Here is a 13,836-nt window from a genome sequence, read left to right as displayed (position 1 = left end):
GTTACTTGGTGCCGAACATCCGGTCGCCGGCATCGCCCAACCCAGGCATGATATACCCTTTCGAGTTCAACTCGCGATCCAGCGACGCCGTGACGATGTTCACGTCAGGATGCGCCTCTTTCATGCGGGCGACGCCTTCGGGCGCGGCCAGCAGGCAGAGGAAACGGATATCGGTCGCCCCGGCTTCTTTCAGCAAATCAATCGCCGCAGCCGAGCTGTTGCCGGTTGCCAGCATCGGATCAACCGCGATGACCAGCCGATCCTTCAGACCTTCAGGCGCTTTGAAGTAGTATTGCACAGGCTTCAGGGTTTCTTCGTCGCGGTACAGCCCGACAAACCCGACACGGGCCGAGGGGACCAGTTCCAGCACCCCGTCCAGCATTCCGTTGCCAGCACGCAGGATCGACACCAAGGCCAGCTTTTTACCCGCCAGAATGGGGGCGTCCATTTCCTCCATTGGGGTTTCGATGTGGCTGGTGGTCAGCTTCAGTTCACGCGTAACCTCATAGGCCAGCAACAGGGTGATTTCGCGCAACAGCTGGCGGAACACGGCGGTCGAGGTGCCCTTGTCCCGCATGAGCGTCAGTTTGTGCTGCACCAGCGGGTGGTCAACGACGGTCAGGTGTTCGCTCATGTTCTCTCCAGTCTTTTCTTGACCCGTTCGCGGGTGTCATCATCGCAGAAGGCCGCATTCAGGGCTGTGTCGTTCAGGGCCGCAAAATCCTCGGCGTCCCAGCCAAAGGCCTGATGCAGCATCTCATATTCGCGCCGCATGGTGGTATGGAAAAACGGCGGATCGTCGGTGGAAACTGTGACGTTCACACCCTGATCGCGCAACCGGGCAATCGGATGTGCCGCAAAATCGGGGAACAGGCCCAGCACCACGTTGGAACCGGGGCAGACTTCAAGCGTGACTTCGCGGTCGACAAGTTCCCGGATCAGATCGTCGTCCTCGATAGCCCGCACGCCGTGGCCGACCCGTTCGACACCGAGGTCCCGAACAGCATCGCGTACGCTTTCGGGGCCGCCGAACTCTCCGGCATGGGTGGTCAGTCGCAATCCAGCTTCGCGGGCACATTCAAAGGCCCATTTGTAGTCGCCCTGCGTCCCGACGCCCTCATTGCCGCCCATTCCGAACCCGGTGATCCAGTCACCGGCGGTTTCTGCTGCGCAAAAGGCGCTTTGTTTCGCCTGTTCGGGTCCGAAATGCCGGACGCACGTGACAACGCCGCGCAAGGTGATATCGAACTTGCGCTCGGCCTCGTCTGCCGCGTCCTGTATGGCGTTCAGATAGTCACGCCAGGCGTGCACATCCCCGCCGCCGCAGAAATCAGGGCTGAGGAAGGTTTCCGAGTAGACTACCCCATTCGCAGCGCTTTCCTCCAGAATGGCCAAAGTCAGGCGGCGGAAATCTTCGGGTGATTTAAGCACCTCGCAGGCGGCCTCGTAGACACTGAGGAAGTGGGCGAAGTCGCGGAAGTCGTAACTTCCGTCTGATTTAAAGATACCGCTCAGGTCTATGCGCTTTTCATGGGCAAGCTGACGGATGAATTCGGGCGGCGCGGCGCCTTCATGGTGCAGGTGCAACTCGATTTTGGGTAGGTCTGCGACGGTCATAGAAAACTCTTCCCCGGCCCTTGTGCCGGAATGTTCAGATGGTGTGCGATACTTGCAGCGACATCGGCAAAATCGACGGCCCCGATTTGGCCCGTGCCTTGACCCGCGATCAGAACGGGCACCTGTTCGCGCGTGTGGTCGGTTCCGATCCAACTGGGGTCATTGCCGTGATCGGCGGTCAAAAGCATAAGATCGCCCGCGCGTAACTTGTTCAGGATCAAACCGATTTCGCGGTCAAACCATTCCAAGGAGCGGGCATATCCGCTGATATCACGGCGGTGGCCATACAGGCTGTCGAATTCAACAAAATTGGCAAAGGTCAGGCTGCCTTCGTCGGCCTGATCGACCAGATCGAACAAGTGGCCCATCAACTCGGCATCCGACCCTTTGCGCAGCGTGTCGATCCCCTGCATCGAGAAAATGTCGCCGATCTTGCCCACCGCATGGACGCGGCGCCCCGCATCCTGCACCCAATTGGTCAAAACCGGCGCCGGCGGCAGGATGGCAAAGTCCTTTCGGTTGGTGGTGCGGGTAAAGCCCTGATCGGGTGAGCCTGTGAAAGGTCGCGCGATGACCCGACCCACTTTCATCTCATGCAACCGCGGGGCAAGCGCCTTGCACATGTCCAGTAGGCGGTCGAGGCCAAAGCTCTCCTCATGTGCCGCGATCTGGAAAACGCTGTCAGCGGAGGTGTAGCAGATCGGCCGACCCGTCCGCATATGCTCGGCCCCTAGTTCGGCGATAATGGTCGTGCCCGAGGCGTGACAATCACCCAGAATACCGTCTGTTCCCGCCGCCTGGGCCGCAGCCCGGCTTAAGTCGGCGGGGAAGGTTGGCGTGGTATCCGGGAAATAATGCCAATCCCACGGCACCGGCAGACCGGCCAGCTCCCAGTGGCCCGAAGGCGTATCCTTGCCCAGTGAATGCTCTCTCGCGCACCCCCAGCGCCCAGACGGATCGACCTCCAACCCCGGCGTTTCCGACCCCGATGCCAACCGCGTTGCGGCCCCAAGTCCCAGCGCATCTAAGTTTGGCAGGTACAGTGGGCCTGAGCGCCCATCTTCAGCCCGCCCTTCGGCGCAAACCTGTGCAATATGGGCAAGTGTGTTTGCACCCGTGTCCGGCGCATCGCCATTGAAAAACCGATCAGCATCCGGTGCGCCACCGATGCCAACCGAGTCCATCACCACAAGAAACGCGCGGGTCACGGCGTAATCCTTTCGTGGACAAGAGTGGGTTCTGCCGGGGCATCGGCACCTATCGAGATCGCGCTGAGAACGCTCTGGGCGGCCTGCCGCGCAGCGTCTTCCCGCGAAGCGTGGATCACCGCCAATGGCGCGCCCTTCTCGACTTTGTCGCCCAGCCGGACGATGCCAGACAGACCCACGGCCGGGTCGATGACGTCGTCCTCAACCTGCCTTCCGCCGCCCAGTGCAACAACTGTCAGGCCCAGTGCCTCACCGTTAATCGCAGTGATGTGCCCGTTGGTCGGTGCCGGAACTTCAAGGATCACGCTGGCCTCTGGCAAGTACCGGGACCAGTTGTCAACAAACTGCAGCGGCGCGCCTACGGCTGCCATCATACGCCCAAAGCGTTCCGCCGCACGACCATCGCGGATAACATCTGTGATCTTGTCGCGCCCTTCATCGGCATTTGCGAACATCCCCGCATCCGCCAGCAGAACCCCGCCCAATTCGGCCGAGATTTCGGCCAGCGGGGCATAGGGGTCTTGCGTCATGACCTTCATCACCTCGGCCACTTCCAAAGCATTGCCCAGCGCCGGGGCCAAAGGTTGGTGCATATCGGTGATGACAGCCGAGGTCCGGCAGCCTGCTGCATTCGCAGTTTCCGACAGGGCCTTTGCCAATTTGCGCGCATCATCCAACGTTTTCATAAACGCGCCGCTACCGACCTTGACGTCCAGCACCAAAGCCTCGGGGCTGGCGGCCAGTTTCTTGGACAGGATCGACGCTGTGATCAGGTCTAGGCTTTCAACGGTCGCCGTCACATCACGGATCGCATAAAGGCGTTTGTCTGCCGGGGCGATCTGCCCCGTGGCCCCGACAATGGCCGCGCCGGTTTCGCGCAAAATCTGCGTCAGGCGGTCCTGACCGATCTGGGTGCTGACGCCGGGAATGGCCTCAAGCTTGTCCAGCGTACCGCCAGTATGACCCAGACCCCGTCCCGAGATCATAGGGACATACGCCCCCATCTCAGCCAGTGCAGGGGCGAGCACGAGGCTTACGCTGTCTCCCACCCCACCGGTCGAGTGTTTGTCAATTACCGGGCCATCGAAATCCCAGCTGAGCACATCACCGCTGTCGCGCATTGCGATCGTCAGATCGGCGCGCCCTTTGGTGCCCAATCCGCCCATACAGACGGCCATGGCAAAAGCGCCCGCTTGAGCGTCGCTGACACCACCATCGGCCAGTCCTTGCGCGAACCAGTTCAGCTCATCTCCGGTCGGCACCTCATTCCGGCGCAGTTTTGCAATGATCGAACGGGCGTCCATGGGGTCACACGTCCTCCATGTGCGAGGCGTCGAAAGCGCCCGGCAGCAATTGCCCAATCGTGGTTACAAACTCGGCGCCATCCACGGTCGCCAGCGTCACCTTTACGTCCCGCTTGCCAAATTCGGCTAGCTTTTGCCGGCAACCGCCACACGGCGGCACCGGTTGCGGACTTGAAGCGACGACATAGACCTCGGACAGTTCCTGTTCGCCCGCAGCGACCATCGCGGCAATAGCTCCGGCCTCGGCACAGGTGCCCTCGGGATACGCCACATTTTCCACGTTACAGCCGGAATAGACCTCACCGTCTGCGGACCGGATCGCCGCCCCAACCTTGAAGTTGGAATAAGGCGCATAGGCTTTTTCCCGGACAGACAGAGCTGCATCTTTCAAAGTCATGGCGATTCCCCATTTTTGATCAACTGGTCAGAAAATCATACCCTAAAGGAAACTGCCCGGGGAGTTGAACCCCCGAGCACAAGATTCCCAGGCAAAATCTCACCTAACCCAGATTGGTATTGAAGACCCCCGGAAGGGTGACTTCAAGCAATTCGGCATCATCGGAAGGTTCGGACAGTTTGGTGCGCATACCGGGCGGGATCACGAACGCATCCCCTTGTTCCAGACGGTACGGGTCGCGCCCTTCACCTTCCAGAGTTACCTCGCCCGTCATGACGAAGGTAAAATGGATATCCGTGTCATGCGTCGCCCAGACCGGTTCACCCTGCCCTTTTCGTACGACCTGCACGCCTGCAACACCCTTGGTATTCTCGGCAATCGTCGTGTCGCGACAGACATAGCCCGGCAGGCGGAATGGCCCCCACTCTGAATTCTCGGCTTTGTTATAAACAAAACGCTGCCCTTGCCATTCGCGGTCCGGTCGAAAATTCGGCGTAGGCAGTTCCATCTCGTGGTCGATTTCAGTGACGTGCTCGGCGGGAACACCGATTTCGATCACCTGAACATTATCCGAGGCTTCAAGAACCCGATGGCGGATTTCGGGGGGTTGAATAAAGCAATCCCCGGCTGTCAGGCGCATTTTTTCGCCCTGATCCTCGTAGACGACGTCAACCCAGCCATGGATGCAGAATATCAGTTGAAACCCGACCTTGTGGAAATGCACCATATCCGGCACTGGGCCGCCATCGGGGATACGGATATGGCTGGCGATGATCGACCCACCTAGCCGATCCGGCACAAGATCGCGGTAGTGCATCCCTGCCCGCCCGATGATCCAGGGCGCCTGATCTTTGAGCCTGCGAACCACAAAGGAATGCACTGTTTCAGGCATCACCATTGGCGGGTTCAGTTCATCAATCTCAACCCGTGTGCCATTGGGCGCGACCAGAGTCCGCTGCCCGTCTGCAAAACCGTCAGGATCGTCTGTCAGGATGCGGATCGTGCCTGCCGCCTCAGGCGCGTCCTTCTCGACCCGAAGGCGCAACCCGTGGCCTGAAAACACGGCAACACTCGGATCGTCAGCGGGATAGATCATATCCATCCTCATACCGAGGGTCTTTGTGAAAAACGGGATATCGTCGCGCAGTTCGCTTGTGGGCAGTCGGATTTCAGCGCGCGTCTGGCTGTTGTTCAAGGTCGAGGTCATTCAGCGTCTCTTCGGCATCGGATTTTGGCCATCCGATCAGAACAGAGGCCAAAATGCCAATCGAAAAGAACATCTCAAGCGTTTCTTCCAGAACAAAGAACCGCACTGCCATAAGTGTGGACAGATCTGCCTGGTAAATTCCGGAAACTTCCTCGAGCAGCTGAGCGGTTACCGCCAGCAATCCCGCCAGCACGAAAATCACGAAAAAAGGCGCCCGTCGCTTTGCCGCCTGCCATGCCGTCGGGGCTCCATGCCATAGGGCACCGCCAACTACGATGACGGCCAGAACAACCCGGACCGACGTCATATCAAGCACACTGTCCAAACCGTTAAGGACCCAATATGGTAGGCTGTCGACTGGATAGACATCCGCCTCAAGCTCTCTTTCCGCAAGCAACAGACAGACCAGCGCGATATAAAGACGGGTGATGCCGGGATAGCGCCAGAGCGCGGCCAGACCCGAGGCAAAAAGCGCTGCGGCCGAGATCGTTTCGAACAATCCCCCCTCTTCGTTCAGAGCAAGGGCTTGAACCGGCCAGATACTTACGGCGGCAAGGATAAGGATGGCGATCAGCAAAACCGATACGTAAGCGGCGCGATCCGGACCAACCACAACTTGTTCCGCCGGGAAGGCAGTCCCGGCCTGAATTTCGTCTTTATAGCTCATTTATGGCTTTCAGTGCTCGACAGGTCTAAGTTGGCTCCAAAGTTGCCCGAATGTAAAAGCAATACGACGCTTTTCAACGGGATGTCGGTGAACTTTAGCGAAACTGTTGCAAAATGACGTAGCGTAGCCAAAGCCGGGGAAATAGTTTAACACTAAATCAAATTTTCTGAGGAGTTGAGTCGCCGATGTCGGACACACCCAGCCTGCGGCAAGCCGCGCTTGAATATCACGCCCACCCAAAGCCCGGTAAGCTTGAAATCAAAGCGACAAAACCAATGGCGAACGGCCGCGATCTGGCACGTGCCTATTCGCCCGGTGTGGCAGAGGCCAGCCTGGAAATCAAAGCGGATCCTGCCAACGCCGAGCTGTATACCGCACGCGGGAACCTGGTAGCGGTCGTCTCAAACGGGACAGCTGTTCTGGGGCTGGGAAACATCGGCGCGCTTGCCTCCAAACCGGTAATGGAAGGCAAGGCTGTCCTGTTCAAGAAATTCGCCGGGATCGATTGCTTTGACATCGAGGTCGATCAACCCGACCCCGAGAAACTGGCGGATATCGTTTGCGCGTTAGAGCCGACCTTTGGCGCGATCAACCTTGAAGACATCAAAGCGCCGGACTGTTTTGTCGTCGAAAAGCTGTGCCGGGAACGGATGAACATCCCGGTCTTTCACGACGACCAGCACGGCACCGCGATTGTCGTGGGTGCCGCAGCCAAGAATGCGCTGCACGTTGCCGGTAAAAATTTTGAAGACGTCAAAGTGGTCTCAACCGGTGGCGGCGCGGCGGGAATTGCCTGCCTGATGATGCTGGTAAAACTGGGCGTCAAGCGCGAGAATATCTGGCTGTGCGACATTCACGGGCTTGTCTATGAAGGCCGTGAAGAGGATATGAACCCGCACAAGGATCAATTCGCGCAAAAAACGGATTTGCGCACGCTGGACGATGTGATCGGCGATGCGGACCTTTTCCTTGGCCTTAGCGGGCCGAACGTCCTGAAGCCCGAGATGGTTGAGAAGATGGCCAAGCGCCCGATCATCTTCGCGCTGGCCAATCCAAGCCCGGAAATTTTGCCACAAGCCGCACGCGAAGTCGCGCCGGACGCGATCATTGCCACGGGCCGCAGCGACTTTCCCAATCAGGTCAACAACGTTCTGTGTTTCCCCTTCATCTTCCGGGGCGCTCTGGATGTGGGCGCGACCGAGATCAACGACGAAATGCAGATCGCCTGCGTGGACGGGATCGCCGAGATGGCACGCGCCACGACCAGCGCCGAGGCGGCTGCGGCCTATAAAGGTGAGCAACTGACTTTTGGCCCCGATTATCTGATCCCCAAACCCTTTGACCCGCGCCTTGTCGGCGTCGTGTCCTCTGCCGTTGCCAAAGCCGCAATGGAAAGTGGTGTGGCCAAGCGCCCGATCGACGACTTCGAGGCATACAAAGAGCGGTTGAATCAGTCCGTATTCAAGTCTGCCCTGCTGATGCGCCCGGTCTTTGAGGCCGCGGCCGTGGCCTCGCGCCGGATCGTGTTTGCCGAGGGTGAGGACGAGCGTGTTCTGCGCGCAGCTCAGGCCATTCTCGAGGAAACAACCGAAACCCCAATCCTGATTGGCCGCCCCGAAGTGATCAATGCACGATGCGAGCGGTTGGGGCTGACGGTCCGTCCCGGCAAAGACTTCCAGATTGTGAACCCGCAAGACGACCCGCGATATTATGACTACTGGAACTCGTATCACGAGATCATGCAACGCCGCGGTGTCACGCCGGACCTGGCAAAGGCGATCATGCGGACGAACAACACCGCCATTGCGGCCATCATGGTGCAACGTGGCGAGGCAGACAGCATGATCTGCGGCACCTTTGGCGAGTATCGTTGGCACCTGAACTACGTCGAACAGGTTCTGGGCGATGTCGATCTGCACCCGCATGGCGCGCTGTCGTTGATGATCCTCGAGGACGGACCGCTGTTCATTGCCGATACCCATGTTCGGCAGCTGCCAACCCCAGAAGAGCTGGCCGAGTCGACCATTGGCGCCGCGCGTCATGTTCGTCGGTTCGGGATCGAGCCCAAAATCGCCTTCTGTTCTCAGTCGCAGTTTGGCAATCAGGCTGAAGGATCAGGCAAAAGGTTGCGGGCGGCACTGGATATCCTCGACGCCGAGCCGCGCGATTTCACATATGAAGGTGAAATGAACCTGGATCTGGCCCTCGACCCTGAACTGCGTTCGCGGATCTTCCCGAACTCACGCCTGAAAGGAACAGCAAACGTTCTGATCTTTGCCCATGCGGATGCGGCGAGCGGAGTGCGCAATATCTTGAAAATGAAGGCCGATGGCTTGGAGGTCGGCCCGATCCTGATGGGCATGGGCAACAAGGCGCATATCGTGACGCCGTCGATCACAGCGCGCGGATTGCTGAATATGGCGGCGATCGCGGGTACACCCGTAGCGCATTACGGTTAATTAACCTGAGCACAGTATTCAGGGCGCCAGTATCGGCGCCCTGTTTGATTCACAGCAGGCAAAAATTTGCACGCCAAAATATTCAACTTTGCAAAAGCGCAAAATTGATCGTTAAAAGTCAGCAAAAAGGCGATGATTTGCAAAAATTTGCAGGCCAACCTGCGGATTCTTGCAAATTTTTTGCGATAAAGTGACGCTCCGTCAAAGCGCTCGCTTGTGCGGTGCCCCCTGGCCACATAACACACTTCTCAAGGAGATTTAGGAGGAGTTCACCGTGGCATATCAGGACATTTACGAAGGCTGGAAATCGGACCCAGAGGCTTTTTGGATGAACGCCGCAAAGGCTATTGACTGGGTTCAACCGCCGACCAAAGCCCTGTTTGACGACAACGCCCCTTTGTATGAGTGGTTCAGCGATGCCAAGGTGAACACCTGCTGGAACGCGGTCGACCGGCATGTCGAAAACGGTCGCGGCGAACAGGCCGCAATCATCTATGACAGCCCGATCACCCACACCAAGCGCGAGATTTCATATGTCGAACTGCGCAACCGCGTGGCCAATCTGGCCGGGGCATTGCGCGCCAAGGGCGTCGAAAAGGGCGACCGTGTCATCATCTATATGCCGATGATCCCCGAAGCGCTGGAGGCCATGCTCGCCTGCGCCCGTCTGGGGGCCGTGCACTCGGTGGTGTTCGGCGGCTTTGCCAGCAATGAACTGGCTGTCCGGATCGACGACGCCAAGCCCAAGGCGATCATCGCCGCATCCTGCGGGATGGAACCGGGTCGCGTCGTGCATTATAAACCGCTGCTGGACGGGGCCATCGACATGGCCAACCACAAGCCCGAGTTCTGCGTGGTCTTCCAGCGCGAGCAGGAAGTGGCGCAATTAATTGAAGGGCGTGACTACAATTGGCATGGATTCCAATATGGCGTCGAACCGGCGGAATGCGTTCCGGTCGACGGCAATGATCCGGCATATATCCTGTATACTTCCGGCACCACCGGCGCACCCAAAGGTGTTGTACGCCCGACCGCAGGCCATTTGGTGGCGCTGAACTGGACAATGAAGAACATCTACGATGTCGATCCGGGCGATGTGTTCTGGGCGGCCTCGGATGTGGGCTGGGTCGTTGGACACTCCTACATTTGTTATGCTCCGTTGATTCACGGCAACACGACGATTGTGTTCGAAGGCAAACCCGTTGGCACGCCCGACGCAGGCACGTTCTGGCGGGTGATTTCCGAGCATAAGGTCAAAAGCTTTTTCACCGCCCCGACCGCCATCCGCGCCGTGAAGCGTGAAGACCCTAAGGGGGAAATGCTGGCGAAGTATGACCTCTCCTGCTTGCGCGCGTTGTATCTGGCGGGCGAGCGCGCTGACCCCGATACGATCGAATGGGCGCAAGACGCGCTGAAGGTGCCGGTGATCGATCACTGGTGGCAGACCGAAACCGGCTGGACCATCGCAGGTAACCCACTGGGGATCGAGGAACTGCCGGTCAAGCTGGGTTCGCCCGCCAAACCGATGCCTGGCTATGATGTGCAGATTTTGGACGAAGGCGGTCATCCGATGAAGCCAGGTGAGCTGGGCGCTATTGCGATCAAGCTTCCCCTGCCCCCGGGCACCTTGCCAACGCTGTGGAATGCCGAGGATCGGTTCAAAAGTTCATACCTGAACCAATTCCCCGGTTATTACGAGACCGGCGATGCAGGCATGGTGGACGAGGATGGCTACCTATACATCATGGCGCGCACCGATGACGTGATCAACGTCGCTGGCCACCGCTTGTCGACCGGCGGGATGGAGGAGGTTCTGGCCGCCCACCCCGACGTGGCCGAATGTGCAGTGATCGGTGTGACGGACCAGTTGAAAGGTCAAATGCCGGTGGGGTTCCTGTGCCTGAACGCTGGCTGTGACCGCGACCATGGCGAAGTCGTGCAGGACGTCGTCAAACTGGTGCGCGAAAAGATCGGGCCAGTCGCTGCGTTCAAATTGGCTGTGGTGGTAGACCGCCTTCCCAAGACCCGCTCTGGCAAGATCCTGCGTGGAACGATGGTGTCGATTGCGGACAGCAAGGACTACAAGATGCCAGCCACCATCGATGACCCGGCTATTCTGGACGAGATCGCCGACGCGTTGAAAACCCTTGGCTACGCTCAGTAGCAGACATGCGGGCGACGATCCGTCGCCCGCATGCCTTTCTCTTGCAACCTGAAACAAGCCCCCTACTGTCATCCCAAGACAGCGAGGGCCCATGACACAAACCGATATCTGGCGGCTGAACGCCACCGACCTGACCGCCTTGACCCGCAGCGGTGAGTTGAGCGCATTTGAGGTCACCCAAAATGCCATCGACCGGATGCATCAGGTAAACCCAGACCTGAATGCGGTGGTCGAGGACCTGAGCACCGAAGCGCTGGAGCGCGCACGTGATCTGGATGCGGCTGTTGCGGGCGGCACCCCTGCCGGTCCGCTGCACGGTGTTCCCGTCACCATCAAGATTAACGTCGACCAAAAGGGGCACGCGACCTCAAACGGTGTGGTGGCCCTGAAAGATGTGATCGCGCCCGACGATGCGCCTGTTGTGCGCAACCTGCAGAATGCCGGGGCCATCGTGATCGGACGGACGAACACGCCGGAATTCTCATTCCGCGCCGATACAGACAACCCGCTGCATGGCCGGACACATAACCCGTGGGGCCGCCATATCTCGCCCGGTGGATCTTCGGGCGGGGCCGGTGCAGGCGTGATGGCAGGCATCGGTGCGCTGGCGCATGGCAACGACATTGGCGGCAGTCTGCGGTTTCCTGCGGCGGCCAATGGCGCGGTCACGATCAAACCAGGGCTGGGGCGTGTTCCTGCGTGGAACCCCAGCCAACAAGCCGAACGCGGAATTCTGGCACAATCCATGTCGGTGCAGGGGCTAATCACCCGCTCTGCCGCCGACTTGCATCTATCCATGCCCAGCCTGATCGCCGCCGACCCGCGCGACCCGTTTCACGTTTCAATGCCGTGGCGCGGGGAACCCTCGGATGATCCGATCAAAGTGGCCTTCACCAAAAACACCTTCGGCTATGCGCTGCACCCCGACGTCGACAAGGCGCTGGACACGGCCCGCGATGCGCTGGTCGACGCCGGCTATCTGGTGGAAGAGATCGACCCGCCGGATGTCTTTGAGTGCGGCCGGGTAGGCTATCGCGCCTTGATGGGCGAAGTCCTGACCCTGATGCAAAGCGACATCAAGGCGGTGGGATCTGAAACCATACGCGAGATATTTGATGTCTATTTCCAAGAGTTCCCACCCATCGTAAACACCGACCTGATCCGAATATTGGCCAAGCGCAGTCATTACGCCCGTGAATGGTCGTTGTTTATGGAAAACTACGCATTGGTCCTGTCGCCTTTCCTGCCGCAACCTTTCTTCAAACCGGATCGGGACACCGAAGGTGCCGAAGGGGTGCACGAGGTTCTTGGCTGCGCCGTGTATTCCTATGCGATGAACTTCCTTGGCCTGCCCGCCGCTTGCGTTCCCGCGCGGCTTGCGGATTTGCCCAGCGGCCCGCAGCCGATCAATGTCCAGATCGCTGCCCGCCGCTGGCGAGAAGATATGGCCGTGAATGCCGCCGCCGCAATTGAGGCGCGCGTCGGTCAGATGTGTTTGCCGTTGTGGGAGAAGATGAGCACGTAGTGCGACCCAAAACGAAAATAGACCCCGGGTTATTGTGCCCGGGGTCCGCTTACTAAAATAAGCCCAGATATCATTAACGAGCGTAGCACCACCTACCCTCGCCAGCGCGTAAACTGCGCAATCGTTCGAAAACGTCGTTTGGTGGCCACTCACTCCCACCGAGACGTGTTCTCCGGGCAAGATCAGATTAGCGGAAAGTTAATGAAGCTCATGTGAACTGCTTCACACAAGTTCTAAAAAATTCGTAAGTCCCAAAATTTAGGTGAATTGCTCAGATATCAGGCGCTCTTCCAACCCATGCCCCGGGTCGAACAAAATGCGGTGCTGGATTGCAGGTTCAGAGCGGATCTCGACCCAGTCGATATCAGCGAAAGACACCGAATCTGCATCCGCCATGACCGGGCGCTTGTCCGCATCCAGCACATCAAAACGCACCTTGGCGATCTTGGGCAACAGCGCGCCGCGCCACCGACGTGGCCTGAATGCAGCAATAGCCGTCAGGGCAAGAACATCTGATCCAATTGGCAGAATCGGGCCGTGAGCCGAGTAGTTATAGGCGGTCGATCCGGCGGGCGTGGACAACAACGCGCCATCACAGACCAGCTCATCCATACGAACACGGCCATCGACGCTTATCCTGAGGCGCGCGGCTTGTGGTCCTGCGCGCAGCAGCGAAACCTCGTTGATCGCCAGGGCCTCGTGCATCTTACCTGACTGATCCATCGCACGCATGGCCAGTGGGTTGATGACTTCTTCCTCGGCTTCGCCCAGACGGGCCATAAGGTCGGCTTCGTGGAATTCATTCATCAGAAAGCCGATTGTGCCGCGATTCATGCCGTAAACCGGCGTATCCAGGTGCTGCATGCTGTGCAACGTATGGAGCATGAACCCGTCGCCGCCCAAAGCCACCACCACATCAGCATCCCGCGGGGCAGCATTACCATAACGTTTTACCAGAGTATCTCGGGCGGTTTGGGCCACTTTGACGTCACTGGCAAGAAAAGCGATTCTCTGGATCATTTGCTGCGGTTTCCGGTCTTGCACATTTGGTTCCGAAACAACCATACCTTTCCCCGATAAGCCAGACTTGACGCCGCAGCGGGCCAATTCGTCGCTTTAAAGCTTTTGCGCATTTGCCGTTTCCGATAGGAAATCCGCAAGATTCTTACCCAGCCATGTGGAGCCCCCATGAACGCCAATCTCCGTGATACCGGATTTTTCACCCAGTCCCTATCTGACCGTGATCCCGAGCTGTTCGGCTCGATCACATCCGAGCTGGGTCGTCAGC

General features: G+C 58.7%; 11 protein-coding genes. 3 read left to right on the top strand and 8 right to left on the bottom strand.

Annotation, left to right across the window (positions count from 1 at the left end; translation table 11 throughout):
• Nucleotide 1: 1 nt before the first annotated feature.
• From upp to AC2FIS_RS18635, 7 genes are all read right to left on the bottom strand, one after another.
• Nucleotides 2-634 carry a uracil phosphoribosyltransferase gene (upp, locus tag AC2FIS_RS18665; RefSeq protein WP_496774875.1) on the bottom strand — a complete coding sequence of 211 codons (633 nt, stop codon included), beginning with the start codon at nt 632-634 and terminating at the stop codon, nt 2-4.
• Nucleotides 631-1,617 (bottom strand): adenosine deaminase, encoded by a 987-nt coding sequence (locus AC2FIS_RS18660; protein WP_496774874.1) that lies wholly within the window; start codon nt 1,615-1,617, stop codon nt 631-633. Before AC2FIS_RS18660 ends, upp begins: the two co-directional genes overlap by 4 nt.
• Nucleotides 1,614-2,825 carry a phosphopentomutase gene (locus AC2FIS_RS18655; protein WP_496774873.1) on the bottom strand — a complete coding sequence of 404 codons (1,212 nt, stop codon included), beginning with the start codon at nt 2,823-2,825 and terminating at the stop codon, nt 1,614-1,616. Before AC2FIS_RS18655 ends, AC2FIS_RS18660 begins: the two co-directional genes overlap by 4 nt.
• Entirely contained in the window at nt 2,822-4,129 is a 1,308-nt protein-coding gene (locus tag AC2FIS_RS18650; protein WP_496774872.1) for a thymidine phosphorylase, read from the bottom strand. Before AC2FIS_RS18650 ends, AC2FIS_RS18655 begins: the two co-directional genes overlap by 4 nt.
• A gap of 4 nt (nt 4,130-4,133) precedes the next feature.
• Nucleotides 4,134-4,526 (bottom strand): cytidine deaminase, encoded by a 393-nt coding sequence (locus AC2FIS_RS18645; protein ID WP_496774871.1) that lies wholly within the window; start codon nt 4,524-4,526, stop codon nt 4,134-4,136.
• 103 nt (nt 4,527-4,629) lie between these two features.
• The gene (locus AC2FIS_RS18640) at nt 4,630-5,733 is read right to left on the bottom strand and encodes a cupin domain-containing protein (protein WP_496774870.1); all 1,104 of its coding nucleotides are present in this window, start codon (nt 5,731-5,733) and stop codon (nt 4,630-4,632) included.
• The gene (locus tag AC2FIS_RS18635; protein WP_496774869.1) at nt 5,696-6,400 is read right to left on the bottom strand and encodes a hypothetical protein; all 705 of its coding nucleotides are present in this window, start codon (nt 6,398-6,400) and stop codon (nt 5,696-5,698) included. Before AC2FIS_RS18635 ends, AC2FIS_RS18640 begins: the two co-directional genes overlap by 38 nt.
• 185 nt (nt 6,401-6,585) lie before the next feature.
• On the opposite strand from AC2FIS_RS18635, the gene AC2FIS_RS18630 reads away from it, so the two are divergent.
• From AC2FIS_RS18630 to AC2FIS_RS18620, 3 genes are all read left to right on the top strand, one after another.
• Complete coding sequence (locus tag AC2FIS_RS18630; RefSeq protein WP_496723781.1) at nt 6,586-8,859, top strand: NADP-dependent malic enzyme; 2,274 nt, start codon at nt 6,586-6,588, stop codon at nt 8,857-8,859.
• 274 nt (nt 8,860-9,133) lie between these two features.
• Nucleotides 9,134-11,023, top strand: a complete 1,890-nt coding sequence (gene prpE / locus AC2FIS_RS18625) for a propionate-CoA ligase PrpE (RefSeq protein ID WP_496774868.1) — start codon at nt 9,134-9,136, stop codon at nt 11,021-11,023.
• 91 nt (nt 11,024-11,114) lie between these two features.
• The gene (locus AC2FIS_RS18620; RefSeq protein ID WP_496774867.1) at nt 11,115-12,548 is read left to right on the top strand and encodes an amidase family protein; all 1,434 of its coding nucleotides are present in this window, start codon (nt 11,115-11,117) and stop codon (nt 12,546-12,548) included.
• 258 nt (nt 12,549-12,806) lie between these two features.
• Here AC2FIS_RS18620 and AC2FIS_RS18615 read toward each other — a convergent pair whose 3' ends face one another.
• Nucleotides 12,807-13,568 (bottom strand): NAD kinase, encoded by a 762-nt coding sequence (locus AC2FIS_RS18615; protein WP_496774866.1) that lies wholly within the window; start codon nt 13,566-13,568, stop codon nt 12,807-12,809.
• Nucleotides 13,569-13,836: the final 268 nt, after the last annotated feature.

The organism is Ruegeria sp. CDSB113 (assembly GCF_059611045.1).
This window is presented reverse-complemented; position numbering and strand designations above follow the sequence as displayed.

Excerpts from the sequence above, each read along its gene's own strand:
- AC2FIS_RS18615 (WP_496774866.1), bottom strand. The coding sequence starts at position 13,568 with ATGATCCAGAGAATCGCTTTTCTTGCCAGTGACGTCAAAGTGGCCCAA.
- AC2FIS_RS18630 (WP_496723781.1), top strand. The coding sequence starts at position 6,586 with ATGTCGGACACACCCAGCCTGCGGCAAGCCGCGCTTGAATATCACGCC.
- AC2FIS_RS18635 (WP_496774869.1), bottom strand. The coding sequence starts at position 6,400 with ATGAGCTATAAAGACGAAATTCAGGCCGGGACTGCCTTCCCGGCGGAA.
- upp (WP_496774875.1), bottom strand. The coding sequence starts at position 634 with ATGAGCGAACACCTGACCGTCGTTGACCACCCGCTGGTGCAGCACAAA.
- AC2FIS_RS18645 (WP_496774871.1), bottom strand. The coding sequence starts at position 4,526 with ATGACTTTGAAAGATGCAGCTCTGTCTGTCCGGGAAAAAGCCTATGCG.
- AC2FIS_RS18650 (WP_496774872.1), bottom strand. The coding sequence starts at position 4,129 with ATGGACGCCCGTTCGATCATTGCAAAACTGCGCCGGAATGAGGTGCCG.
- AC2FIS_RS18620 (WP_496774867.1), top strand. The coding sequence starts at position 11,115 with ATGACACAAACCGATATCTGGCGGCTGAACGCCACCGACCTGACCGCC.
- AC2FIS_RS18660 (WP_496774874.1), bottom strand. The coding sequence starts at position 1,617 with ATGACCGTCGCAGACCTACCCAAAATCGAGTTGCACCTGCACCATGAA.
- AC2FIS_RS18640 (WP_496774870.1), bottom strand. The coding sequence starts at position 5,733 with ATGACCTCGACCTTGAACAACAGCCAGACGCGCGCTGAAATCCGACTG.